Source organism: Streptomyces roseifaciens, assembly GCF_001445655.1.
GTDB lineage: Bacteria > Actinomycetota > Actinomycetes > Streptomycetales > Streptomycetaceae > Streptomyces > Streptomyces aureoversilis.
The window spans coordinates 1,991,161-2,016,426 of the sequence record NZ_LNBE01000003.1; the positions used below are offsets into that span (position 1 = coordinate 1,991,161).

Below are 25,266 nucleotides of genomic sequence, written 5' to 3' on the forward strand. Positions count from 1 at the left end.
CATACTCGTCGGTGCGATCCTCAGTACCTTGGCGGCACTCGCGAGCGCCGCGCCCGCACAGGCCGCGGCTCCGGATCCGGCTCCGGCCCCGCCGTCCGGCCCGTCCGTGGCGGTCGCGCTCGGGGACAGCTTCATCTCCGGTGAGGGCGGCCGCTGGCTCGGCAACACCGACCGCTACGACAAGGGCCGCAACGGCACCGACCGGGCCTGGACCGGCACGGCGTACGACCCCGGGCGCGTCTACGGCGCGACCGCTGCGGTCGGCGGCTGCCACCGCTCGGACGGCGCGGAGATCCTCACCGCGCCCCTGCCCGTGGCCGAACGCATCAGCCTCGCCTGCTCCGGCGCCGAGACGAAGCACGTCCTGAGCGCCGCCCGGGGCGGCCTGTCCCTCAACGGAGAGGCACCGCAGACCGACCGGCTCGCGCAGATCGCCCGCACCAAGAAGGTCACGCTCGTGGCCCTCTCCATCGGCGGGAACGACCTCGGCTTCGGCACCGTCATCGGCGACTGCGCCTACGACTGGGCGTTCAGCCGCCTGTGCTGGAAGAAGCAGGCCGCGGAGGTCGACCGTAAACTGCCCGCCGTCCAGGCGAAGGTGTCCGCGGTCGTGGACGACATCCGGGCGACGATGGCGGCCGCCGGTTACGGCGACGGCGACTACCGGCTCGTCCTGCAGTCGTACCCGTCGCCCCTCCCCGGCGGCGAGGAGTTCCGCCTGCGCGAAGGCGACCCGAACCGCCTGCGCAGGGACGGCTGTCCCTTCAACGACCGGGACGCCTCCTGGGCCCGCTACACCTTCGTCCCCCAGCTGTCCGCCATGATCCGTGACGTCGCCGCGTCCCGCGGCGCGGACTTCCTCGACCTCAAGGACACGATGGCGGGACACGAGGTCTGCGCCCTCGGAACCACCCAGGTGGGAGCCACCGGCCCCGACGCCCGTAAGCACGAGTGGTTCCGTTTCCTCGACTACGCCAACACCCAGGGGACGCTGGAGGAATCCATGCACCCCAACGCCTTCGGCCAGCGGGCGCTGGGTGCCTGCCTGGGCCTCGTGGCGGCGGCCCGGCCCGGCCGGTACGGATGCGTCGCCGACTACCTCGGCGACGGCTCGCCGACCGCCATGCGCATCCGCCCGGCGGATCAGGCCGGGCGCTGAACGGGCCTTTCAGACGCGCGTGGTGGCGAACGGCCCGCCGGAGCCGAAGGCCAGGGCGGCGAAGCGTTCGCCGATGCGGCGGTGTGCCGCGGCATCCGGGTGGAGCTGGTCGGGCAGTGGCAGTTCGGCGAAGTCCGCCTCGCCGTAGAGCTCGCGGCCGTCGAGGTAGTGCAGGTTCGGGTCGTCGGCCGCCCGCTGCTCCACCAGGCGGGCCAGTTCGTCCCGGATGACGTTGAGGGTCAGCTTCCCGGCGGCGCGCTCCGCGGGGTCGCCCGCGGCCCGGAACCGCAGCTTCCCCTCGCTGAGGCTGCTGAAGTCCGGGGCGCTGGGGCCGGGGGTGTCCTCGTGGATGGGGCACAGGATGGGGGAGACGACCAGGAGCGGCGTGGTGGGATGGCCCTCGCGGACGGTGTCGAGGAAGCCGTGCACCGCGGGGCCGAAGGCGCGCAGGCGCATCAGGTCGGTGTTGACGAGGTTGATGCCGACCTTGATGCTGATCACGTCCGCGGGGGTGTCGCGCAGGGCGCGGGCGGTGAACGGGTCGAGCAGCGCGCTGCCGCCCAGCCCCAGATTGGTCAGTTCCACGTCGCCGAGGAAGCCGGCCAGCGCGGGCCAGGTCGTGCTGGGACTCGCGGCATCGGAGCCGTGACTGATCGAACTGCCGTGATGCAGCCACTTCTTGCGGCCCCCGTCCGGCAGGGGCTCGACGGGAGCGTCCGTGCGCAGGGCGACGAGCTGGGTGATCTCGTTGTGCGGCAGCCAGATCTCGACGTCCTTGACGCGGTCGGGCAGACCGGAGAACCGGACGGTACCGACCGGGCCGGGACGGGTCTCCGCGGACCCGGTGGTCATGTCCACCAGCAGGACGTTGCCGCCGGACACGCTCGCCCGCCCGGCCAGGCGGCCGTCGACGAGCAGGTCGTAGACGCCGTCGGGCCGGGGCGGGGCGCCCTTGTAGACGTTCTTGGTGCGGAGGGCGTCCAGCTCGATGACACCGGCCCGCGTGCGGAACACCAGCCGTACGCCGGAGGGCTGGGCCTCCGCCACGGCCAGCTGCCCGTCGGCGCACTGCGCCCGGGCCCGGGCCGGCAGCCGGTGCGGCAGGACCCCGTGTTCGGTGTACTCCAGGTCCAGGGCGCCGCGCAGGAGGTCCGCGGTGATGGGCGTGGTGACGGGAGTCGTCGTCCAGTCCGTCGCCGGGGTCGAGGCGGGGGTCTCGGGGATGTCGGAGATGTCGTCGAGCCGGTCGTTCATGGGTGCATTCTGCGGGCCGGATGCGTGGAACGCCCAATCATTATCCGTTCACCGGGCCTCCGGGCGCCGGCCGCCCCGTCGCGCGCTCGTTGCGATGTGCTGACGCAATTTTCCGCCCATCGGAGGAATCTGGGGGGAACGAGAGTTGGAGACACCGGAGGGCGTGCAGGCTGTTCCGCGTGACGGGGCGGCGGAGAACACGGTATGCGGTGATGCTGGCCACGGCTGCTGCGCTGGCGATGACCGGCGAGGCGGCGGCCGACGACGGTGGCGCGAGTGTCGCGACCGGCAATACGTCGGTGAACGCTGTCCTGCACCGCCTGCCGAGCCTGCTGCCGCCTCATCCCCCGTCGCACGTCGCCGTGAACGGACTGGGCGGCAATGTTCAAGCGGAAGTGACCGACAACGGCCAAGGGTGCCTGGACGTCACTGCGCGCGTGCTCAACACCGTGGACGCAGAGGTGTGGCTGAAGTGCCGCAACGCCAGGCCGCCCGCCCCGGCGCCACCTGCCCCCGCCCCTCCGGCCCCCGCCCCTCCGGCCCCCGCCCCTCCTGCCCCTGCGCCGCCCGCGCCCGCTCCGCCGGCCCCGCCCGCTCCCGTCCCCCCACCAGGTGCACCGCAAGTACCCCCGGCCCCCGCGCCTCCTGCCCCGGCGCCCGTAGTCCCGCCTCCCGCGCCGGCGCCCCCGGCTCCCGCCCCACCGGCTCAACTCCCGCCGGCCCCCGCCCCGGTTGTGAGGACGCCGCCCCGCCCCGCCCCGCCTACCGCCCCGCCGAACACGGCGCCCGTTCCGAAACCGCCCACCAACCTGTGCGGACCCAGGAACCGTTGCCCCTCCTACCGGAAGGTCCTCCCGTCAGCGACCGAGAAGCAGCTCCGGGGCCTGTCGCTGGTGACCCTCACCCTGCTGCTCACCACCCCGGCCGTGCTGGCCGCGGCGCTGCTGCGGCCGCGCTCCAGCAGCCGACGAAACCGGTGAGGGGCCGGAGCGTGCGTTGCAACCGTGCCCGTCGGCGGGGAAGGTTGTGGTCTCCGATGGATCGACGGCGGTGGTGCGGATGGCGCGTGTGGTCGTCCTGGGGGAGTTCCGCGCGGACAGGATCGTGCCACCGTTCAGGGACGGCGGCGCGAAGGTCACCGTGCTGGGATTCGCGGACCTGACGTCGTTCCTGGGCCCCGGGACGGCGTGCGGAGAGCTGCCGACGACTCTCGACGAACGCAGGACGCTGCAGCTGCTCGAGGAGCACCGGGCCGAAGTCGCCGTTCCCAACATGGGGTGTCCCGGACAGGAGCAGCTCCTGCCCGTCTACTCCCGGGCGGCATCCCGGCTGCGTGGCGCGGGCTGCCGTATGCCCGTGCACCCGGAGGGGTTCGCGACGTCGGCCAGCGACAAGGTGGCGTTCCACCGCCTCGCGGGGGAGCGGGGCTGGCCCGTGCCGCGGGGCGTCGTCTGCGAGGCGGCGGCGGAGCTGCCGGGTGCCGTGGGCGAACTCGGGTTCCCCGTGCTGGTCAAGGAGGCCCGCAGCGAGTTCCACGCCGGACGCCACTACGTACGGGACCGGGAGCATCTGGACCGGGTGTCCGGCGAGGTGAGGTATCCGGTACTGGTCCAGGAGGCGGTGTCGGGGGAGGAGTACACGCTGGAGCTCCTCTCCGGGCCGCGGTCCTCGGCGGCCGGGCCATCGGCCACGGTCGCGTGGCCGGTTGCCTCCCTGGGCCGGCTAGGCAGCGATTGTGCTCCGGGTCGGCGGGTGCGAGTCGCACCGGCGGTGCTGCCCGCGCGAGTGCAGGAGGAACTGGCCGCCACGGTCGTGGACATGGTGGAGTCGACAGCTCCCCTGGGCCCGTGGCAGATGGACTTCGCCGTCACCGACGACGGCCGGCTGCAGGTGATCGAGCTGAACGGCCGGCTGGGCGGCGTGTCCAACATGAGCTGGGCGAGTACGGGACTCGACCCGCACGTGGCGTACGCGCACGCTGTGCTGGGCCGTGCGCCGTCCACGCGGCGGGCCCGCGCCCACCGGGTGGCGCTCGAACTGCCCGTGCGCAACGGGGCCGCCCTGCCGCCCCCGCCGACGGGGACGGAGCTGATGGCCTTCCCGGGAAACCCCGCCAACCGGGGCCCCTTCATCGGCGGGTACCACCGTCCCGTCCTGTGCGTCCCGGGCGACCGAGCCGATGTGGTGAGCGCCTGGCTGCGGTCCCTGCCGCCGGGAACGCTGCTGAACGGGGCGGACGAGGCGGCTGCTCAGCTGGGGCGCGGGCTGTACGCCCTGCGGCGGGACGGCGGCCGGCCTCCGCTGTGAAAGCCCGACAGTCTCCGCTGTGACGGCCTCCCCGCCGGCATCGGCACGGCGTCAACGGCCTCCCCGCCCGCGTCGGTACGGCATCATGCGAGGAGGTTGGTGATGAGCTTGCGCACCCTGCCCTCCGTGACCGGCAGGACGCCGTGGACCAGCTGGGTGCCGTAGACGACGGTGGTGCCCGGCGGCGGGCTGCAGATCCAGCGGGTGTGCGGCAGGTCGTCGAGTTTCACCGGGCCCGAGCGGGCGGTGATCTCGTGGACGAGCCGCGTTCCGGGCGCGTAGTCGCTTTCGGCCGCCGGGGTGGTGTCGCTCCACAGGGCGTCGGCCGAGTAGGTGTCGAGGTGGAACTCGCCACCCCGTTCGGCGTCCTGGAGGTTGAAGGCGACCCGGGCGATCCGCTGCGGCCGGGCCTGCGGGTCGCCCACGCCGTGAACGTGCGGACGGATCTTGTCGCCGGGTTTGAGGTCGTGGTACAGCCACGGATCGGTGCCCGAGGCGGAGGGGAACACCCGGCGCAGCGCGGGCAGGGCCCGCCGCACGGCGCCGTTCAGGAGGGCCTGTGCCGCGTCGGGCGGGGTCGTTCCCTCGCTGGGCCGTACGGGAACCCAGCCGGTGGCCGCGAGGTGTTCGTCCAGGACCTTGGTCAGCTCGGCCGTCTCGTCGGCGGTGAGGAAGTCCTCGACGGTCTGCACGGCCAGGGTCTCGGTCATGTGGATCACTGGCGGACTCCTCCCGCGGGCCCGGTGGCCCGGCCGTCTCATTCCAGTGCGGGACGGTGCCGAAGCCAAGCGCCGGCTTCGGCCAATCCCGAAGGGCCGCTTGACGGTCCTCGCTCATGCGGCGAAAGGTGAGGGAGTGACGTCCCGGGGCGCAGGCATCGACGCAGGCATGGACCCAGGCATGGACACCGAAGTGCTCGTCGTGGGGGCGGGGCCGACGGGACTGCTGCTGGCGTGCGAACTGGCACTGGCGGGCGTACGGGTCCGGGTGGTCGACAAGCGCGCGTCGCCCCACCGGGAGTCACGGGCGCTCAACCTTCACCCGCGCAGCATCGAGCTGATGGACATGCGCGGCCTGGCCGGCCGCTTCCTGGCCGCAGGCCGCACCGTGCCCGGCTGGCAGTTCGCCGTCAGCCTCAAGCGGCGGCTGGACTTCACCGGGCTCGACACCCGGCACCCCTACGCGCTGCTGCTGGCCCAGGCACGGACCGAGGCGCTGCTGGCGGAACGGGCCCGGGAGCTGGGGGTGGAGGTCCACCGCGGGTGCGAGGCCGTCGCAGTCGGGCAGGACGCCCACGGCGCCGTGGCCGGTCTCTCCGGACCCGGCGGCCCGGTCACGATTCGCTGCGCGTACGTCGTCGGTTGCGACGGCGGGCGCAGCCGGGTCCGGCAGGCCGCCGGCATCGGGTTCCCGGGGACGCGCGAGTCCATGAGCGCGGTCGTGGGGGACTTCGCCGTCGCCGACCACGCGTGCAACGAACGGGCCCGGCAGCACGGCGTCCTCGTCGCCCGCCTGGAGAGCGGGCTGACCCGGTTCGTGGTCATGGACCCCCGGCGGATCCGGACTCCCTCCTCCGAACCGGTGACCCTGGAGGAGTTCCGCACCTCACTGAGGCAGGTGTGCGGCACCGACTGCGGCATCGGCGAGCCCCGGTGGCTGTCGAGGTTCGGCAACACCACCCGCCTCGCCGGGACCTACCGCCGCGGCCGCGTCCTGCTGGCCGGCGATGCCGCGCACGTCCACTTCCCCGTCGGGGCCCAGGGCCTGAACACCGGGCTGCAGGACGCCATGAACCTCGGGTGGAAGCTCGCCGCCGCGGTCCGGGGCTGGGCGCCGCCCGGTCTGCTGGACACCTATCACGCCGAGCGCCACCCCGTCGGCCACGCCGTCACCGCGGGCACCCGGGCGCAGACCCTGCTGGTGGAACTCCCCCTCACCGAGCAGTACGGACTCCCTGCGGAGCTCCTGTGCGAGCTGCTCGACACGCTCCTGGGCATGAGCGAGGTCAACCGGTACCTGGCCGGCCGGATCTCCGCCCTCGACACCGCCTATCCTCCGTCCCTGCCGGACGCCGACCCGCTCACCGGCCGGCGCATGCCCGATATCGACCTGACGACGGCGGCCGGGCCGGCCCGCGTGTACGAACTCCTCCGCGACGGCCGCTTCGTCCTGCTGCACTTCGGCGAAGGCACGGGCCCGGACGAGTCCTCCCGCACCCGCGCAGTCACCGCCCGCCGGCACGAGGCCCGGTCGGACCTCGACGGCGTGAGCGCCGTACTCGTCAGGCCCGACGGCCACATCGCCTGGGCGACCCGCACCACCGACCCGCGTGCCCTGAACGCCGAACGGGCCGAGGCGCTGCTGGCGTGGACCGGCACCCGAGTGGGCTGACGGCGAGGCTCTCCTCGCGGTCGAGCCGGCCGGTCCCGGGCCCGCACGCCCCGTCGAGGGTCACGAGAAGGAGATGTTGCCCCGCCCCGCGACCGTCCGCAGACCGCGGGCCGCGCAGCCGGTCACGTCGGTGGTGGGCACCGCCCAGCCGCGTACGTGGCGGTCCGCCATCCGCCCCGAGACGACGTCGCCGCTGAGGAAGGCGTCCGCAGGGGTGTAGCCGCCACCGCCGCGCGAGGACGGCCTCAGGTGGGAGGTTCCGGCGGTCCGGCCGCGCTGGGCCCAGCCGTGGTACCAGGTGATGACGGCGGACCCCTCGGGGCGGGCGGCGGTGAGGCAGTTGGCCGTCGCCGCGCCGCGCAGGACCATCCTTCCGGACCGGATCCCGTACTGGCTGCCGTCCGCGGAGGTGCAGCGGTCGAGCAGGACCGTACCCGTGGCCGACACCCGCTGCACGCGGCCGGTGACGGGCGGGCGGAAGACGAGGGGGTCGCCGGGGGCGGTCTGCAGGGAGCAGGACAGGGCGGTCCCGGCCAAGGCCGTACCGGCCGGGGCCGCCCCGGTCACGGCGGTCACGGCCGGAGCGGTCCGGGCTGTGCCGCGCGCGGGGGCGGCCGACGCCGGCGTGGTCCCGGGACCGGCGGTCGTGCAGAGGGCGCCGAGCAGCAGGGCGCCCAGAGCCGCGTGGATCGTCGCGGTGCGCGGACGGCGCGGACGACGGGCGCGGCGCGGACGGTGCGTGGTGGTCATGTGCGGATCTTCTTCCTGACGGTCTGTTTCTGCTGGGCCGGCACGGCACCCGTGGGTGCCGGCGGCACGAAGGCGGTGTGGAGTCCGAGGCGCCGGTGGAGACGCCGCAGCGGCGCGGGCGCCCACCAGTTGGCGCGCCCGGCCAACTGCATGAAGGCGGGCACGAGGACGCCGCGTACGACGGTGGCGTCCACGAGCACGGCGAGGGCGATGCCGCATCCGAACATCTTCAGCAGCACCACGTGCGAGGTCAGCAGCGGCAGCACGGCGATGGCGACGAGCAGCGACGCCGTGGTGATCACCCGGCCGGTGCGGGCGATGCCGTTGACGACGGCGGTGCGGCAGTCGGCGCCGGCCCGGTACTCCTCCTGGATGCGGGCGATGAGGAAGAGCTCGTAGTCCACCGAGACCCCGAAGGCGAAGCAGAACATCACCACCGGCATGGCCGTCTCCAGCTCGCCCGTCACGGCGAACGACCCGAGGAGGCCGCGCAGGTGGCCGTCCTGGAAGACGTGGACCATGGCCCCGAAGCTGGCGCACATGCTCAACGTGGCCAGCACCACGGCCTTGAGCGGGATGAGCAGCGAGCCGGTGAAAAGGAACAGCAGGACCAGCACGCAGCCGATCAACAGCGCCCCGATGAAGGGCAGGACGTGCGCCAGGGCCGTCTTGGTGTCCAGCACGCGCGCCGGGCAGCCGGTGACCAGGTGTGGGCCGGGGGAGGGCAGCGCGCGCAGGGTCTGTACGAGGTCCGGGTCGCTCGCGGGCGGACCGGATCCCGTCACCGCGAGCCAGGTGCCGCCCATGGTGATCTGCAGCAGCGATCCGGGCGTCGGCCCGGCCACCTGGCGCCCGTGGGCGTACGTCCCCAGGCCCGTCACCACGCTCGCGACGTCGGGCCGTTCGGACAGCTGCCGGGCGTAGGCGGTCACCTCGGCCTCCTGCTCGACGGCATCCGTGGCCGGCAACAGGACGGTGACGGCGCGATCCCACGGGAGGGAGAAGTCGCGCTCGATCCCGGCGGCGACGGCGTGGGACTCCAGCCCGGCCGGCAGCACCCGGTAGTCGGTGACGCCGAAGCGGACGTGGGCGAACGGCAGCGCCGACGCGGCGAGCAGCAGCACGCAGCAGCCGCCGGCCAGGACGGGCCGGCCGGTGGCGGCACGGGCGACGCGCCGCCACAGCGGGCTCTCCGCGGAACGGGCCCGGCGCCACCGGGCCAGCGGGTCGCCGCGGTCGATCCAGCGGCCGAGCAGAACCAGCAGCGCCGGCAGGACGACAGCCGTGGCGAGCCCGCAGCACAGCACGACCGCGATGCCCGCGCAGGCCAGAGACCGCAGGAACGGCAGGGGGAACAGCAGCATGGGGGTCAGGCAGACCGCGATCGTGCCGCTGGAGAAGAACACCGTGCGCCCGGCGGTGCGCATGGTGCGCAGCGTGGCGCCCCGGGTGTCGGGTCTGCCGTCGGCATCGTGCGCGTCGCCTTCCACGGCGGCGAGTTCCTGGCGGTAGCGGCTGACGAGGAGCAACCCGTAGTCGACGGCCACGCCGAAGCCGAGCGCCGTCGCGACGTTCGTGGCGAGCGCGGACACGGGCATCACGCCGGCCAGCGCACACAGCAGCGGATAGGCGCCCAGCACCGCGAACAGCCCGGTCAGCACCGGCAGCAGGGCCGCGACCGGGGAACCGAAGGCCAGCAGCAGCGCCAGCGCGGCCAGCGGCACGCCGAGCAGCTCGGCCCGGAGCAGCTCCTGCCCGCTGACCTCGGTGGCCTGCGCCGAGACGTAGGAGGTGCCGGTGGCCGACACCCGCAGCGGACCGTGGGCACCGGTGAAGCGCGGCACCAGCCGTGCGGCGGCCCGCGCCGTGGCCGTGTCGTCCCCCGCCAGGTCGGCCACGACGAGGGCGCTGCGCCCGTTCTCGCTCAGCAGCTCGGAGGCGCCCGTGTTCCAGTACGAGTAGACGCGCTCGACGCCCGGCTGCCGGGAGAGCCTGACGGTGAGGTCCAGGCCCGCGCGGGAGACGTCCTCCGAACCGGCGGGGGAGCGGGCGTCCGCGCGCAGCACCAGGTCCGGCAGGCCCGCGTGGAAGCGCTCGGCCAGGACGGCGTCGGCGCGAGCGGCCTCGGTCCCGGTGGCGAGATAGCCGCCGCCGCTGAACTGAGGGCGGGCTCCCAGCAGCCACAGCCCCAGCACCGCCCCCAGGAGGCCCGCCCCGGCCAGCACCCGCCAGGGACGGGAAACCACCCACCGAGTCATCATCTTCGTCCACCGTCCCCATCCGTCGTGTCCCGGGTATACGGCGGCGGCCGGGCACCCCTGCGGGCGGCACGCCCGCGCTCACCCGAATGCACCCGACAGGGCATGGATCGCCCGCCACGGGCGATCCATACGGGTGGTCGCAGGTAACCGTGTTGACGCTCGTGCGGTTGGGCGGTTACGGCCAGTACGCAACCCGCACCGCAGGACTCCCCTTGGGGCACCCGTGAACAAGCACGCCGCACAGGCACCGCCGTCCCCGTCCGCCACCGACTCCGGCGAGTCCGTACGCGAGGACCTGCCCCACCCGGACCGTCCCGTCGAACGGTGGTCCGTCAACGCCTCGGTACGGACGGCCGGAGGCGAAGAGCACAGCCTGTCCGCGCAGTTCCTGTGCCGGCGGCCGGGCGCCGGGGGAGGGACCGGAACCGCCCGGCCCGGCGGGGGAGCGGACCGGCCCGCCGGCCACACCGTCATCTGGTCGCACACCGACCACGCCACCGGCGGCCGCACCACCGAGTCCTGGCTGGACGAGGCGGCCCTCGCCGAGGCACGCTCCGCCTTCGAGGACGCCTCGGCGTGGGACCCACACGTGCGCCGGGCCGTCCTCGACGCCCTGGCGGGCGGCAGGCCGCTCCTGCCCGACCGGCTGCTGCACGCACCCGTACGCCTCGCCGCGCACCGGCTGGACCTGGACTTCGGCGGTGTCGCCACCCTCACCCGGCACCCGGGCGGTTCGTACGGCCTGACCGTGGCCGGCGACGCCGGGGGCTTCGCACTGACCCTCGGCCCGGGCAAACCACCCCTGCCGCTGCGCGCAGGCGACGAAACGGAAGCGCCCGGGGCCCTGTCCTCGTCCTGCCTGCCGCGCATGACGGCCGAAGGCACCGTGTCCGCCTCCGGGCGCGAGCCGGTGCGCGTCACGGGAGAGGCGTGGCTGGAGCACTCCTACGGCACCTGCCCGGAGGGCGCGCACCGCCCCGGCGGCGCGGAGACCGCCTGGATGCGGGTTCAGGTGCAGCTGGACAACGGCTGGGACGTGGCGCTCCTGCGCACCAGCCTCGTCGAGGAGACCACCGGCACCGAGCCGTTGCCGTCGGCCCGGCAGCCCCTCGACGACGGAGACCCCGACCCGTCGGATCCGCCGGATGTGCTGGACGCGCTGGACGCGCCGGCTCTCCAGGAACGGCCCGATCGGCCCGATCGGCCCATGGCCACCCACACGACGCAGGCACAGCACACGGTGTGCGCCGTCTCCGGCCCCGACGGACACGGCCGGCAGGCGACGGCGGAGCTGTGGACCACGCGCCGCTGGGACTCCTCGGTCACCATGAACTCCTACCCCGTCGCCACCCGGTTGCGGATCCCCGAAGCGGGCGGCCTCGACGTACGACTCGTCGCGTCCCCGTACGCGCAAGAGGTCTCGTCGATGTCCCTGGGCCGCGCCTTCTGGCACGGCCGGTGCCGGGTGGAGGGCACGATGGGCGGGCGGCCCGTCGGCGGCCACGCGCGCGTGGAGTTCGTTCCGCCCAACACCATCAGCGACCTCGAAGACTTCATGCGCCGCATCGGCCGGATCACGCGGGCGGAAGTCCGCCGGTTCTACCCCGACACCGCCGACCCCCGGGTGCTGGGCACTCTGGCCGGGCTGGAAGGCCATGTCCCGCTCGACGAGGCCTCGTCCCGCGGGGTGCACGCAGGGCTCGTCCTGCCCGTACGCCATCTCGCGGACCTGGGCGGGAAGTCGTGGCGCTCGTTCGCCTCCGCCTGCGTCATGGCCCTCTTCTCCGAGGATGCGGACCGTTACCGCCCCCTGATGGCCGTCACCGAGCTGCTGCACACCGGGTCCCTCATCGTCGACGACGTGGAGGACGCCTCTCCGATGCGCCGTGGCGGCCCCACCGTCCACGAGGTCTTCGGCGCAGCGACCGCCATCAACGCGGGCACGGCCGCCTATTTCGTCTTCGACCGGGTGGCGGACGACATCCTGCCCGACGACCCCGCGCTGCGCCTGCGCGTGCACCGGGCCTACCTGCGCGCCCTGCGCGCGGGCCACGCCGGGCAGGCCCTCGACATCACCGGCCACGAGCAGGCCATGGACACCGCCGTGACCACCGGCGACGCCTCGGTGCTGCTGCAGCGGCTGCACTCCACCCACCGGCTGAAGTCCGGTCTGCCGGTACGGATGTTCGCCGAGGTCAGCGCCCTGCTGACCGGCGCGGGGGAGGCGGAGACCGCCGCCATCGGCGCGTACTTCGAGGCCCTCGGCGTGGCCTACCAGATCAGCGACGACGTCGCGGACCTGCGCGGCATCGGCACCGTCCGGCACGGCGGACGCCGCCGCGCGGCCAAGCGCGTGGCCGAGGACCTGCTCAACGGCAAGGTCACGGTGCCGCTCGCCCACGCCGTGCCCCTGCTGCCGCCCGACCGTCTGCGCGCCGTGTGGGAGGCCGTGCGCGGCGGCCGCGCCACTCCGCAGATGGCGGAAGCCGTCGCCGCCGTCCTCGCCGAATGCGGCGCGGTGGACGCCGCCCGCGCCCATGCCCGGGCCCTCCTGGAGGAGGCCTGGCCGGCCCTCGACCGCGCCCTGCCGCCGACGATGCCCAAGGCGATCCTGCGCGGCCTGGGCTGGTACGCGGCCGAACGCGAGGACGACGTCCCCGACCCGGCCGCGGACGGCCGGCCCCCGGCCCCGCGCAAGCCGCTGCACCTGACCGGCGACCGGGTCTGACGAGAGGACCGGCGAGGTTTTGCCATGTGCGGCCGTTACGTCTCCACCCGCAGTCCGCAGGACCTGGCCGGACTGTTCTCCGTCACCCGGTGGGACCCGGAACCTCTCCTGGAACCGAGCTGGAACGTCGCCCCGACCGACGACGTATGGGCCGTGCTGGAGCGCGCCGACCGTGAGAGCGGCGCGATCGAGCGGCAACTGCGGGCGCTGCGGTGGGGCCTGGTGCCGTCCTGGGCGAAGAGCCTGGCCACCGGCGCGAAGATGATCAACGCCAGGGTGGAGACGGTGCACGAGAAGCCCGCCTACCGCCGCGCCTTCGCCAAGCACCGCTGCCTGCTCCCGGCCGACGGCTTCTACGAATGGGAAGCGGTCGCCGCGACCCCCGCCGCGAAGGCCTACAAGCAGCCGTACTTCATCAGCCCCGCGGACGGTCAGGTGATGGCGCTGGCGGGGCTGTACGAGTTCTGGCGCGACCCGGCGACCGGAGACGACGGCCCGGCGCAGTGGTGGACCACCTGCAGCATCATCACCACCGAAGCCACCGACACCGCCGGCCGCATCCACCCCCGCATGCCGCTGGCCATCGCGCCGGCCGACTACGACACCTGGCTCGACCCCGCCCACCAGGACCCCGAAGAGCTCCGCGCACTCCTGACCACTCCCGCGGGCGGCGACCTCGGCGCCCGCCCGGTGTCGACCGCGGTCAACGACGTCCGCAACAACGGCCCCCACTTGCTCGACGACGCCCCCGGCGCGGACACGGGCGCCTGACCCCGGTCCGCTCAACCCTCCGGACCGGAGCGCCATCCTGGCCGCCCAGGGCCACAGGAAATGCCCGCTGGCCAGAAGTGGCCCATCCGGCCGACCCCCTGCTCCGAGGCCGTCGGCGAGCGGGGTTCGGCCTCCGGCCGATACGTATCGGCCAACGCACGGCCAACCTTCGGCCGACGTGCGCAAAGGACCCGCCGTGCCGCCCCCCTCCCACTACCGTCTGCCCTCATCGGAGCCCGGGACGGACGGGGACGGCGGCATGGGCAAGCACGGTGACGGCAAGGGCGGGGAGGAAGGCGACAAGCAGCAGTCGCCCCGCGAGAGCGACGGGCAGTGGAACAAGCCCGTGACCGACCCGCCGAAGAAGAAGTGATCGCTTCCAGATGAGCACTCCCGAACGACTGCTGCAGATCCTCACGAACAAGGGCTCCCTCGCTCCCGGCTCCCCGTGGGCCGCCGCCGTCGCGCAGGTGCCGCGGGAGCTGTTCCTCCCGGACGGTTTCGAGGCCGGAGGGCGCGTCGTGGACCGTGCGACGCACCCCGAGCGCTGGGCGCGGGCGGTCTACGGGGACCTCGCGCTGGTCACCCAGGTCAACGAGGGCCGCGACCTCGGCGAGGACGCCTACCAGCGGCCGACGTCCTCCAGCTCCATGCCGTCGATCATGCTGCAGATGCTCGGCCTCCTCGACGTCCGGCCGGGTCACACCGTCTTCGAGGCGGGCGCGGGCACCGGCTACAACGTGGCCTGGCTCTGCCACCGGCTCGGCGACCGGCACGTGACCACCATGGACGTCGACCCGGGCATCGCCAAGCAGGCGGAGGCCAACCTCGCCTGCGCGGGCTTCGGCCCCCGCGTCCTGTGCGGCGACGCCGAGGACGGCCGGCCGGACGGCGCACCCTACGACCGGGTACTCGCGACCTACACCGTGCCGGAGATCCCGTACGCCTGGGTCGAGCAGGCCCCCGCGGGCCGCATCGTGGCACCGTGGGGCGGCGGCCTGTTCCACTACAGCTTCGCCGTCCTCGACGTCGCCGACGGCCGGGCCCGAGGCCGCTTCACCGGCAACCCGGCGTTCATGCACACCCGCAGCCGGCCCGCCGGCGGAGGGCTCCTGCGCGACTTCCTCCACCACGAGGACGCCGGGACGCCGGGCCGCACCACCCTCTGCCCCCTCGACGTGGTCCACGACCAACACGCCCTGTTCTACGTGGACCTGGCCGTGCCCCAGGTGTGGCACTACGTGGGACGGGCCCAGGACGGAAGCGACGAGGCCACGCTCTGGCTGTTCTCCTACGACAAGGGCTCCTGGGCCACCGCCGAATACGTCCCCGGCCGGGCCTCCTACGAGGTCGAGCAGTACGGGCCCCGCTGCCTGTGGGACGAGGTCGAGGCCGCCTACCGGCAGTGGGAGCGGTACGGCCGCCCCGGACGCGAGCGCGCCGGAATGACGGTCCACCCCGGCGGACAGGACCTGTGGCTGGACGAGCCGGGCAACGCCATCGCCGTCGTCCCCCGGACGGGTCCGTAGATCCGGGCCCGTAAATGAGGTGATCGCAAGGGGCCCGTCGAGCAGACTTGCGCCGTGCAGCACGGCGAAGAGCAGCATGACGAGAAACACCCTGATGAGCAGCGCCCTGTCGAGGAGCACCCCGACGAGGAGCAGCCGCTGTCCGGCGGGAACGTCAGTGACGGCGTCGTCCGCGTCGGCGACACCGTCCGCCGCCCCGCGGGCCCGTGGACCCCGGCGGTGCACGCACTGCTGAACCATCTCCACGAAGCGGGCTTCCGGGCGGCTCCCCGCCCCCTCGGCATCGACGACCGGGGCCGGGAGGTCCTGACCTTCGCGCCGGGAGAGGTGGTCTGGCCCGGCCGGTTCGCCCTGCTGGAGCCGCCGCGGCGGCTGGCCCGGGTCGCGCGCCTGATCAGGGACTTCCACGATGCCGTGGAGGGGTTCACGCCACCGGCCGACGCCCGGTGGCAGGTGCTCGTCCCCGCCGAGGGAGCCGACATCATCGCCCACCAGGACCTGGCGCCGTGGAACCTCGTGGTCGGCGGCGAGGACGAGTGGGCGTTCATCGACTGGGACGCGGCCGGCCCCGGTTCGCGGCTGTGGGACGTCGCCTACGCCGCGCACGGCTTCATCCCGCTGTCCGCGGACCCCGCCTGGCAGCGCACCGATGCGGCCGACCGGCTGCGGATCTTCGCCGACGCCTACGGGCTCGACGAGGCCGAACGACGCCACCTGGTCCCCCTGCTGGGCCGTCGCACCCGCTCCATGCACGACTTCCTGCGCGACCAGACGGCCCGGGGCAACCAGCCCTGGGCCACCCTGTGGGCCGAAGGCCACGGCGACACCTGGCGCAATGACACCGCATACATCGAGGAGGGCGAGGAACAGTGGCTGCGTGCCCTGCTGGCCGGCGAGGGCTGAACCACGACGGGACGATCGCCCGCGAAGGCGCCCTGGACCGGGTGCCGGAAGCGTTCGCCCCCGTCGTCGGGGCTGCGCGCGCCCACCTCGCCGGGACGTACGGCCGCACGCGGCTGCACGGCGCCTACCTCTACGGCAGCGTCCCCCGCGGCACCGCCGTCCCCGGACGCTCCGACCTGGACCTGTCGCTACCGCCCCACGTCCCTGCTCGCCCGCGAAACCAACGGCGACCTCGCTCTCGCCCTGCCGCGCTGGCGCACGCGGGCCGCCGAAGCCGCCACGGACAGCGAACGCAAGGCCCTCGCCCGCGGTGTCGCCCGGCGTCTCGTACGCACCGGATTCACCCTGATCATGCCCCACTGGGGCGGCTGGACCAGCGACCTCGACGAGTCCGCCGAACTCTTCGGCCGCTACCACCCGGAGCGGGCCGGGCAGATGCGCACCGCCGCGGCCACCGGCCGCACGCCCTCGGCCGACCCGGCGGCGCTCGGCATGCCCACCGACGACCTGGGCCCCTGGCTCGCCGCCCGGTACACAGCCGTGCACGGGGAGAAGGCTCCGCGTCCGTGAACGGCATCGCCGTCACGGAGACGGCGGTCGTTCGAATCCGGGGTGGTCCGCCCGGCAGATCAGGCTGGTGGCGGTGGAGACGGGAGCGCCCGGGCGGGTGACGTAGGGGAGGGTGCGGTAGTCGACGCGGGCCTGCGACGGAGTGAGCGTGATGACGACGTAGCCGCGGCGCTTGGCGTAGTACGCCATGTGCGGGTTGACGGCGAGGAGGTGCTCCCAGTCCTCGGGTCTCTCGACTCCGTCGGCCCCGCTGGAGATGGACGTGCCGAGGATCTCCACGCCGCGCGTGGGGGAGGAGGGGTTGTCGAAGTCCTCCTTGATGTCCATGGCGAGGTGGATGTGGGAGTCACCGGAGAGCACCATGAGGTTGGTGATCCGCGCGGTGCGCGCGGCGTCGAGGAGCCGCTTGCGGGCCGCCGGGTACCCGTCCCAGGCGTCCATGGACAGGGGGGAGTTCTGGGCGCTCAGCCGGCGCCGGGAGAAGGCGACCTGCTGGGGGAGGACGTTCCAGATGGCCGACGAGCTGCGGAATCCGTTGGAGAGCCACTGCTCCTGCGCGGGGCCGAGGAGGGTGCGGGAGGGGTCTTCGGAATCGGGGCCGGGCTGCTTCCAGCCGTCCCCGTAGGCCTGGTCGGAGCGGTACTGCCGCGTGTCCAGGATGTCGAACTGCGCGAGCTTGCCGTAGCGGAGGCGGCGGAAGAGCCGCATGTCCGGCCCCGTGGGGTGCGGGAGGCGCAGGGGCATGTTCTCCCAGTACGCGCGGTAGGCCGCGGCCCGGCGCAGCAGGAACGCATCGGTCGGGTCGTTGTCCTGCGACACGTGTGCCGCGTAGTTGTTCTCCACCTCGTGGTCGTCCCAGGTGACGCACCAGGGATGGGCGGCGTGCGCGGCCTGCAGATCGGGGTCGGACTTGCCCAGGGCGTAGCGCAGGCGGTAGTCCGCCAGCGTGACGGTCTCGTGCGCGAAGACGTCGGGCAGCCGGCTGCCGTCCGGGAGCTGCCGGTCCCCGGCCCGTGCGTCGATGGCGTTCTCGTAGATGTAGTCGCCGAGGAAGAAGACGACGTCGAGGTCCTCGCGGGCCAGGTGCGACAGCGCGGTGTAGTAGCCCTCGTCGTACTGCTGGCACGAGGCCACGCCCAGGCGCAGCTGCCCGGGAGAGCTTCCGGCAGCGGGAGCGGTACGGGTGCGGCCGGCGCGGCTCACCCAGGAGCCGGCCCGGAAGCGGTACCAGTAGGTGCGCCCTGCCTTGAGCCCCCGGGCCTCGGCGTGCACGCTGTACCCGAACTCGGCGTCGGCGGCGGCCCGGCCCCGGCGCACGACGCGCGAGAAGCGTTCGTCCTCCGCGACTTCCCAGCTCACGGGGATCACCCCCGTGGCGGGCAGCCCGCTGTCCGGCTCCCACGGGCGCGGCGCCAGCCGCGTCCACAGCACCACGGCGTCCGGCAAGGGGTCGCCCGAGGCGACGCCGAGGGTGAAGGGATCGTCGCCGAGGACACGGTCGCCGAGCTCCTCGGCTCTTGCGCGGCCGGGCTCGGCCGAGAACGCCAGCACGGTCGCGGCGGCCGTCAGCGTGAGGAATCTTCGTCTGAGGTACGAGATCGATGCGGTGCCGGTCCGGTCATGTCCCTGATGCCCCGTCATGACGTGACGTCTCCCTCCAGGATCGCCGGTCACTCCTGCAGAGGGGATACCCAGGAGACACCCAGGAGGATGCCTCGTCTCCCATGCAAGAACGGCGTGCAGGCGTATCCGCCGCCACAACCCCGAGGCCGAGCCGGAACGGACCCCGACCCGGTGTCGGGGGAACCTGTAGGGGGAGAGGGTCCCGTGATCATTCTTGATCACGATCACCTGGAGGGGCGGGCGTCCATACGGTGAGGGGGCATCACCGCTCGACGGAAGGAATCCGACCATGCGCCGCCCGACAGCCGCAGTCTCCGCCCTGCTCGCCGCAACCGCCCTCGTCTCCACGGCCGTTCCGGCCGCCGCCACACCCGCCGATGAGCGCGGGACGGACCGGGAGACCGCACGCGGAGCCGCGGCACCGGCCGGCGAGGGGAAGGGCACCGCGCTGCAGCGGGCTCTGGACGGCGCGAAATGAGTGCTGCGGAACGGTCTTGGGGAACCGGCCGGGGTCGTCCGGGGTGCCGGGACCGTCACTCTTCCTCGCGGTGGCTCTCCGGCTCGCAGATCGATTCCGACCAGTCCACGCCGAGCGTCTCGGCCAGGCGTTCCAGCGCGTGCTCGGTGCGTCCGTACGCGACGAGCTCGGAGTCGCCGTACCCGGTGTCGTGGGCCACGATGACGTCCGGGCCGCCGAAGAACTCGGTACGGGCCCCCAGCTCACGCCACGGCAGCAGCCCCATCGGGCGCAGGCTCTCCCGCAGCCGGGCCGGAACTTCCGGGTCGATGCTGCCCTCCTCGACCGTCCAGCCGTAGTGGGCGGGCAAGCGCGTGACGGCCAGCAGGAGGAAGAACTCCGAGAGCGAGCGGCTCTGCAGCACCCAGGCCTCTTGCCCGTCGTCGTCCTGGGCGGAGACCAGCACCGGCGGATCGGCGAGGTGGCTGCGGGCCGCGGGATAGCCCCACTCGTTGCAGTACTGGTCCTCGGCCATGAACACGCAGACCCGCAGATCCTCGGACGGGCCGGTGAAGGGGTTCTCCGGTGGCAGGCCGCCGGCGACGCCGTAGCCGGTGGGGTCGGGGCGAACGGTGGGCGGCCACACCGGGTTGGTCCAGTACAGGCGCCACCGGTCCGCGAAGGAGTTGAACGGCAACTCCCACCACTCGTCCAGCGCGGCGGGTATCGCGAGCGAGGGGTCGACGTCGTGGGGCACGTCGTCCACCGGGGCGTCGGAGCAGGCGGTATCGGCATCGGTGCCGGCATCGGCATCGGCATCGGCATTGGCCCTGTCCTTCAGCCCGGACACGTACGCCTTGTGGGCATCGGGTTCCTCCCGCTCCCACCGCTCGCCACCAGTGGGCTCGTAACCCCAGCCCTCCTGGAACCTGCGCAGCAGCTCCCACCGCGCATCAGTGCCCGCAGGGTCCGTAGTAGTGCCGCCCTCGGCCGCACTGCGCGCCTGCTGCAGCCACTCGTGGAATTGCCCGTAGTCGATCTCTGTCACGCGGGCGATCCTAAAGCGCAGGAATCGAGGCCCTGGGCCGCAGGTTCCCGTACCGTTGCCGCGGCCCGCCAGCGCGTTCGTGCTCGTGTTCGCGTTCGTGTTCCACAGGGTCAGTCCCGGCGCCGGGCGTCCGCGGAGCGGCGGAGGTGTTCCTCTGCCCGGTCGCGCAGGGCGGGCGCTCCGCAGGACACCGACAGGTCCCGCGCGCGGACGAAGCGTGTCACGGCCTCGGCGTGACGGCCGCGGGCCGCGAGGACGGATCCGGCCGTCAGGGAGGCGGTGGCCTCGTACAGCGGCATACGGGCGGTCCGGAAGGCCAGCGCCGCTTCGTCGGCCTGCTCGGCCGCCTCCGCCTCCTCCCTGGAGAGCCCGACCTCGGCTCGGGCGAGCAGGGCGAACCCGCGCTGTCCCACAGGGCTGTCGGGCGTCAGCGCCGCGGCAGCGTCCCCGGCCCAGCGCCCGGCCGCCGCGACGTCGCCTCGTGCCAGCTCCGCGCGCGTGAGCACACGGAACCACCGGGGACGCGTGAGCGACCCGAAGCGGAGGAGTTCCGTACCGCCGCCCGCCGTGAGCACGGCACGCACGCATCCCGCCGGGTCACCGCTTTCCAGCAGGCACGGCCCGAGCATTCCGCCGATCGCCGCCCGCGGCGGTCCGGGCGCGAGGCTGTCCCGGGACATCGCCTCCTCGCAGGCGGCGAGCGCCCTCGTGACGTCACCGCGCCACAGTGCGACGGCGCTGCAGGCCGATGCCGCCAGCGAGCGGGGTTCGTCGTTGCCGATGAGCACGGCCGCCTCGGCCGCGTCCTCGGCGTGGGCCTCGGCCTCGTCCAGGCGGCCCAGCAGCGTGAGGACGTGGGCGGAGGCGGCGAACAGGTCGGCGGCCACGGCGGTCCGGCCGGTGAGGCGGGCCAGCCGCAGTCCGCGGTCGAGGTGGCGCAGGGCGGTGTCGAGGTTCCCGCGGGTCAGCTCCGTCCACCCGGCCAGGGCCAGGACGTCGACGTGCGGCGCGAGGACCCGGTCGTCGGTGTCGTCGAGCGTCTGCACCGCCCGCTCCAGGTGCAGCTCGGCCTGCGCCGCGTCCCCGGCCGTGGCGTGGGCCAGGGCCAGCAGGCTCCGGGCTCTGGCCGCCCGCAGCGACTCGCGCCGTGGCCCGTCGCCGCCCGGCTCCAGCAGGGTGCGCAGCGCTTCTTCGCTCCATTCGGCCGCCGAGTCCGCATCGCCCCGGCGCAGGGCCACGGAGGCGACACCGAGCCGCAGGTCCGCGGTCTCGGCGGGTGACAGGCCGTCGGCACCGTCCTTCAACTCGCGCAGCAGCAGGGCGGTCGCCCGGCGGTAGTGACCCAGCTGGTACTCCACGTCGGCCCGGGTCACGGCGATCCGGGCCCGCAGGCGGAGGTCGCCTGCAGGGAGGGCGTGGGCGGCGGTACGGAGGATGTCCTGGCCCTCGTGCAGCCGGCCTGCCGTGATCAGGGCCGTGGCCTGCTTCAGCAGCAGTTCCGGCTGCGGCCGCTCCTGCCGCGGGTCGGAGAGCGCGATGGCGGCGCCCAGCCACTCGGCGGCCGTCACGGGTGCGAGGGCCGTCATCTGGTCCGCGGCCGCGACCAGGGCCTCGACGGCGAGGGCGTCTCCCGGCCGGGCCGACTGCCTGATGTGCGGCGCCCGGGCCGCCGGCGGCGCATCACGCAGGGCGAGGGCGTTCGCCGCTCTCCTGTGGGCCTCGATCCGCCAGCCGGATCCGGCGCTGTGGTAGACCGCGGTACGCACCAGCGGGTGGCGGAACGCAAACCGCCCCAGGAGACCTCCCCGGCGCAGCAGATCGCGCTCGGTGAGCTCGTCGAAGGCCGCCAGGGCGGCTGCTTCATCCGCTCCGGCGACGACCGACGCCAGGTCGGCGTCGAAGGAGTCCCCGAGGACTGCGCCTGCCCGGGCACACGTCTGCGTGAGTACGGGCAACCCGTCCAGCTCCTCCTGCAGGGCGGCGCGCAGGAACTGTGGCAGGTCCTCGCCGCACAGCAGCTCCCCGGCGGGCGCGGACGCGGGCCGGAGAACGGGTCCGGGAACCGGCCGGGGAACGGGTCCGGCAACCGGCCGGGGAACGGGTCGGAGAACGCGTCGGGGAGTACCCCACCGGGTGAGGGCCTGCAGGTAGAAGGGGTTGCCATGGCCGGCCTCGTGGAGCTCCCGGATCCGTCGGCGGGGCACCCCCTCCCCGCACAACTCCCTGCACATGTCCGCGACTTCGGCCGGGGACAGCGGACCGGGCTCGATACGGGTGAGCCGGCCCTGCGCCTCGGCCACGGACAGTGCCGCGGCGAGCCGGCGGGGGTGGGGACGCGGCCGGTAGCCGAGCACCAGCAGGAAGCGCCCCCGGGGCGCATGACGTATCAGATGCCCGATCAGTTCGAGCGAGTCCTCGTCCGCCCAGTGCAGATCGTCCAGGGCGAGCATCAGCCCCGAGCCGGCGTCGGAGCCTAGTGCTTCCAGCAGGGCCCGCATTGCCGGCTGCAGTCCGCAGCGCCCGGCGACCATCGGCTCCGTACCGTCCGGGTGGAGCCAGGCCAGCGCCGGGAAGACCTCGCCGAGCAGGGCCAGTACGTCCGTGGGCAGCTGTGCGGCCCGGACCCAGTCCGTGTTCGGTGTGACCAGCCGGTCGTCGAGCGCGTCCGCGAACACCCCGTAGGGGGTCCGGGTGAACTCGACGGCCCGTCCGGTCAGGACCACGAAGCCCTGGCGGCGGGCCCGTTCACCGAGCTCACCGGCCAGCCGCGTCTTGCCGATGCCCGGCTCGCCGACGATCTCCACGACGGCGCTCGCGTCCGCCCGGGCGGACGCGAGCGCCCGATCGAGGGCGGCCAGCTCCGCCACCCGTCCGACGATCCGGTTCTCCTGCGGCCGGCCCGCGAGGTCGGCGGCTCCTGTTTCCGGCGGGGCGGGCGTGGTGGGCGTGCCCGGAGTCTCCAGTGCCTCTGTCGCCTCTGTCGCTTCCGCCGCCTCCGGCGTCGCTGACGTCACCTCGGTCCGCGGCGGGCGCTCCGCCGTCGCGGACGTCGCCGGAGAGGCCGGTGCCTGCCGACGTGGGGCGCGTGGCCGGGATGCGGCCGTCGGCTCCGGGTGGGTGGTCAGCAACTCCGGGTCGGCGGCCAGCATGCGCCGGTGCAGCTGCTGCAGCGCCGGGCCGGGCTCGCAGCCGAGCTCCTCCACCAGGCGTAATCGCGTGCGCCGGTAGTGGTCGAGCGCCTCGGCCGGACGACCGCACCGGTAGAGGGCGAGCATCAGCCGACCGGTCACGCCCTCGTCGAGAGGATGCGCCCGGGCCCGGTCGGTCAGCCCCGCGAGCACCTCTGCGTGCTGCCCCAGACGGAGCCGGGCCTCGTCGTATCCGGCTTGCGCCGCCGACCGCTCCCGCGCGAGCGCCTCCCGGACCCCGCTGATCCAGGGCGTGTCCAGACCGGCGAAGGCCTCCCCGCGCCAGAGGTCGAGCGCCTGCCCGAACAGGCGTGCCGCGCGGTCGTCCTGCCCCGCGTCACGCGCCTGCGCGGCCAGCTCACGAAAGCGGTGGACGTCCACGGCCGGGGCCGGGACGGCGAGCGTGTACCCGCCGGGACGCCGGAGGATCCTCGCACTGTCACTGACGGCCAGCGCGCGCCGGAGGCGGGAGAGATAGCCGTAGAGGGTGTCGCGGGCGCGCTGCGGAGGGTTCTCGGCCCAGACGCGGTCGATGAGCCGGCCGACGGTGACGAGCCGGTTGGCATCGACGAGCAGGGCCGCGAGCACGCACTGCTGACGACGGTGACCCAGGCCGACCGGCCGGCCTCCGACCCGCGCCTCGACGCTGCCGAGCAGAGCGAACTCCATGAACTCCCCTTCCACAGACGCCCCGTGCAGCCCAGGCTGACACGGCGCCACGGGCCGGGACCAGCGCATTTCAGTTCTGCTGCAGGTTTCCTCACGATCGGTCGCCCAGGCTGATTCCCGTCGCCCGCAGCCGGCCTGTCCGGTGCCTACCGCCCGTCCGGCACAACGGCTCCGCGCGCGGCCCCGCCGAGGCGCCCCGCGGGGGTGGGCGCCTTCGAGGGGGACTGCACGGTCCGGCCCCGTCAGCCCGGGGCCGGGCCTTGTGCCGGCGACCGGGGCGCCCGTGGAGGGCCGGCGGACGGCCTGCTCGATCCTCTGGCCGGCCTCCCGGGCCCTGTCGAACCAGGACGAGTCCTGCAGCAGCGGGCTGCGGACGTAGTCCAGCGCTCAGGCGCGCAAGCCGACTTCACGCTGCTCGTCGGCGCGGCCGGTTCGAGCCTCGCCGGCCTCGGCTGCGTACGCGCCGCACGAGATCGTCGGCGGCTTCCGGCCATTGGGGCTGCTGGAATACGAAGCCCGCTTCGAGCAGGCGGCCGGGGACGACACGTCGGCTCTTCAGGAGCAGTTCGGTGTCCGAGCGGAGCAGGAAGGCCCCGAGCCCGGCCATCCATTTCGTCGCCGGCAAGCCCACCGGAACACCCCATGCGGTGCGCAAGGCGTGCATGAGACTGAGTTGCGGCAGAGGGGCGGGGGCGGCGAGGTTGACGGGCCCGGCGACGTCGTCCCGGTCGATCAGGAACTCGACCGCGCGGACGAAGTCGCGGTCGTGAATCCAGGACACGTACTGCGCGCCGCCCGCCACGGGACCGCCGAGGCCGAGCCGGGCCAGCCACAGCAGGACGTCGAAGACGCCGCCCCGGTCGGGAGTCATCACCATCGCGGAGCGCAGGGCGACTTTACGGGTGCGCGGTGTGTCGGCCTCTGCTTGTTCCCGCTCCCAGCATTTGGCGATGTCGACGCTGTAGGCCCAGTAGCCGGGGACGCCGAGTTCGGCGCCTCCGAGGATGCCGGTCTGCTCGTCGTTCGGCGCATCGAAGCGGTGGGCGTAGATCGTGGCAGTGCTCATCTGCAGCCACACGCGAGGAGGTTCGGCTGCGGCGGCGATCGCTTCGCCCACGGCCCGCGTGGAGTGCACGCGCGAATCCATCATGGCCTGCAGGTTGGCGCCGGTGTAGCGGCAGCTCACGCTGCGCCCGGCAAGGTTGATCACGGCATCACTGCCGTCGATCACGTCGGCCCAGGGGCCCAGGGTCTTCCCGTCCCAAGGGACTTCGCCCGGCCGCGCCGGCTGTCTGCTCAGCACCGTGACCTCGTGCCCGGCGGCGCTCAGTGCGCGGTTCAGGATCGCCCCCACTTGCCCGGTTCCACCGGGTATCACGATCTTCATCCGGTTTCTCCCCATCGGTACGTAGAGACGACCGTACCGGAAATTGAACGCGTTCAAAAGTGGGGTTGCGGGTTCACGGCGACCTGGCCGGTCGGGGGGTCATGGAAACGTGCCGTCCCGGAACCCCCAGCCGGTCGTCATCGTCTGGACCCGGCCCGGCCCGAAGACACTGACGCCGATGCGGTGCCCGGATCACCGCCGGGAGGCGGAAGCCTTTCCTTCGGAGCGGGTTTCTGGGAAGTCATAAGGAGACGTGGGGCACAGGAGCGTC

At 73.7% G+C, this 25,266-nt stretch carries 17 protein-coding genes and 1 pseudogene; 10 read left to right on the forward strand and 8 right to left on the reverse strand.

The features are described 5' to 3' along the window. The first annotated feature begins 28 nt into the window (after window positions 1-28). The gene (locus AS857_RS14360; protein WP_160330229.1) at window positions 29-1,159 is read left to right on the forward strand and encodes a GDSL-type esterase/lipase family protein; all 1,131 of its coding nucleotides are present in this window, start codon (window positions 29-31) and stop codon (window positions 1,157-1,159) included. A gap of 9 nt (window positions 1,160-1,168) precedes the next feature. Here the strand turns inward: AS857_RS14360 and AS857_RS14365 are convergent, their stop codons facing one another. After that, the gene (locus tag AS857_RS14365) at window positions 1,169-2,413 is read right to left on the reverse strand and encodes a GDSL-type esterase/lipase family protein (protein WP_079110325.1); all 1,245 of its coding nucleotides are present in this window, start codon (window positions 2,411-2,413) and stop codon (window positions 1,169-1,171) included. A 1,059-nt stretch (window positions 2,414-3,472) separates the two neighbouring features. Here AS857_RS14365 and AS857_RS14370 point away from each other — a divergent pair. Then, entirely contained in the window at window positions 3,473-4,720 is a 1,248-nt protein-coding gene (locus tag AS857_RS14370) for an ATP-grasp domain-containing protein (RefSeq protein WP_144440813.1), read from the forward strand. 83 nt (window positions 4,721-4,803) lie between these two features. On the opposite strand, the gene AS857_RS14375 is transcribed toward AS857_RS14370, so the two are convergent. Then, entirely contained in the window at window positions 4,804-5,439 is a 636-nt protein-coding gene (locus AS857_RS14375; RefSeq protein WP_058043486.1) for a hypothetical protein, read from the reverse strand. 181 nt (window positions 5,440-5,620) lie between these two features. On the opposite strand from AS857_RS14375, the gene AS857_RS14380 reads away from it, so the two are divergent. Then, on the forward strand, window positions 5,621-7,111 hold the full coding sequence (locus AS857_RS14380) for an FAD-dependent monooxygenase (RefSeq protein WP_058043487.1): 1,491 nt from the start codon (window positions 5,621-5,623) through the stop codon (window positions 7,109-7,111). A 60-nt stretch (window positions 7,112-7,171) separates the two neighbouring features. Here the strand turns inward: AS857_RS14380 and AS857_RS14385 are convergent, their stop codons facing one another. Next, complete coding sequence (locus AS857_RS14385) at window positions 7,172-7,861, reverse strand: hypothetical protein (protein WP_058043488.1); 690 nt, start codon at window positions 7,859-7,861, stop codon at window positions 7,172-7,174. Beyond that, window positions 7,858-10,107 carry an MMPL family transporter gene (locus tag AS857_RS14390; protein WP_160330230.1) on the reverse strand — a complete coding sequence of 750 codons (2,250 nt, stop codon included), beginning with the start codon at window positions 10,105-10,107 and terminating at the stop codon, window positions 7,858-7,860. The genes AS857_RS14385 and AS857_RS14390 overlap by 4 nt, the downstream gene beginning before the upstream one ends. 238 nt (window positions 10,108-10,345) lie before the next feature. Here AS857_RS14390 and AS857_RS14395 point away from each other — a divergent pair, with 238 nt between their 5' ends. From AS857_RS14395 to AS857_RS14415, 6 genes and pseudogenes are all read left to right on the forward strand, one after another. Next, the gene (locus AS857_RS14395) at window positions 10,346-12,850 is read left to right on the forward strand and encodes a polyprenyl synthetase family protein (RefSeq protein ID WP_058043490.1); all 2,505 of its coding nucleotides are present in this window, start codon (window positions 10,346-10,348) and stop codon (window positions 12,848-12,850) included. A gap of 24 nt (window positions 12,851-12,874) precedes the next feature. Next, window positions 12,875-13,621, forward strand: a complete 747-nt coding sequence (locus AS857_RS14400) for an SOS response-associated peptidase (RefSeq protein ID WP_058043491.1) — start codon at window positions 12,875-12,877, stop codon at window positions 13,619-13,621. A 196-nt stretch (window positions 13,622-13,817) separates the two neighbouring features. After that, on the forward strand, window positions 13,818-13,994 hold the full coding sequence (locus AS857_RS39975) for a hypothetical protein (protein ID WP_160330231.1): 177 nt from the start codon (window positions 13,818-13,820) through the stop codon (window positions 13,992-13,994). 10 nt (window positions 13,995-14,004) lie between these two features. Continuing rightward, entirely contained in the window at window positions 14,005-15,150 is a 1,146-nt protein-coding gene (locus AS857_RS14405) for a methyltransferase domain-containing protein (RefSeq protein WP_058043492.1), read from the forward strand. A 138-nt stretch (window positions 15,151-15,288) separates the two neighbouring features. Continuing rightward, entirely contained in the window at window positions 15,289-16,053 is a 765-nt protein-coding gene (locus tag AS857_RS14410; protein ID WP_058044148.1) for a phosphotransferase enzyme family protein, read from the forward strand. After that, window positions 16,020-16,623, forward strand: a pseudogene (locus AS857_RS14415) (hypothetical protein). Before AS857_RS14410 ends, AS857_RS14415 begins: the two are co-directional and overlap by 34 nt. 12 nt (window positions 16,624-16,635) lie before the next feature. On the opposite strand, the gene AS857_RS14420 reads toward AS857_RS14415, so the two are convergent. Next, on the reverse strand, window positions 16,636-18,264 hold the full coding sequence (locus AS857_RS14420) for an alkaline phosphatase D family protein (protein WP_058043493.1): 1,629 nt from the start codon (window positions 18,262-18,264) through the stop codon (window positions 16,636-16,638). Between the two features lie 271 nt (window positions 18,265-18,535). Here AS857_RS14420 and AS857_RS14425 point away from each other — a divergent pair, with 271 nt between their 5' ends. Further along, window positions 18,536-18,724 carry a hypothetical protein gene (locus AS857_RS14425; RefSeq protein ID WP_058043494.1) on the forward strand — a complete coding sequence of 63 codons (189 nt, stop codon included), beginning with the start codon at window positions 18,536-18,538 and terminating at the stop codon, window positions 18,722-18,724. A 55-nt stretch (window positions 18,725-18,779) separates the two neighbouring features. Here the strand turns inward: AS857_RS14425 and AS857_RS14430 are convergent, their stop codons facing one another. From AS857_RS14430 to AS857_RS14440, 3 genes are all read right to left on the reverse strand, one after another. Then, a complete protein-coding gene (locus AS857_RS14430) occupies window positions 18,780-19,751 on the reverse strand; it encodes a hypothetical protein (protein WP_058043495.1) in 972 nt (323 codons plus the stop codon). 110 nt (window positions 19,752-19,861) lie between these two features. After that, window positions 19,862-23,608 (reverse strand): ATP-binding protein, encoded by a 3,747-nt coding sequence (locus AS857_RS14435; RefSeq protein ID WP_058043496.1) that lies wholly within the window; start codon window positions 23,606-23,608, stop codon window positions 19,862-19,864. Between the two features lie 406 nt (window positions 23,609-24,014). Continuing rightward, entirely contained in the window at window positions 24,015-24,995 is a 981-nt protein-coding gene (locus tag AS857_RS14440) for a DUF1731 domain-containing protein (RefSeq protein ID WP_058043497.1), read from the reverse strand. Window positions 24,996-25,266: the final 271 nt, after the last annotated feature.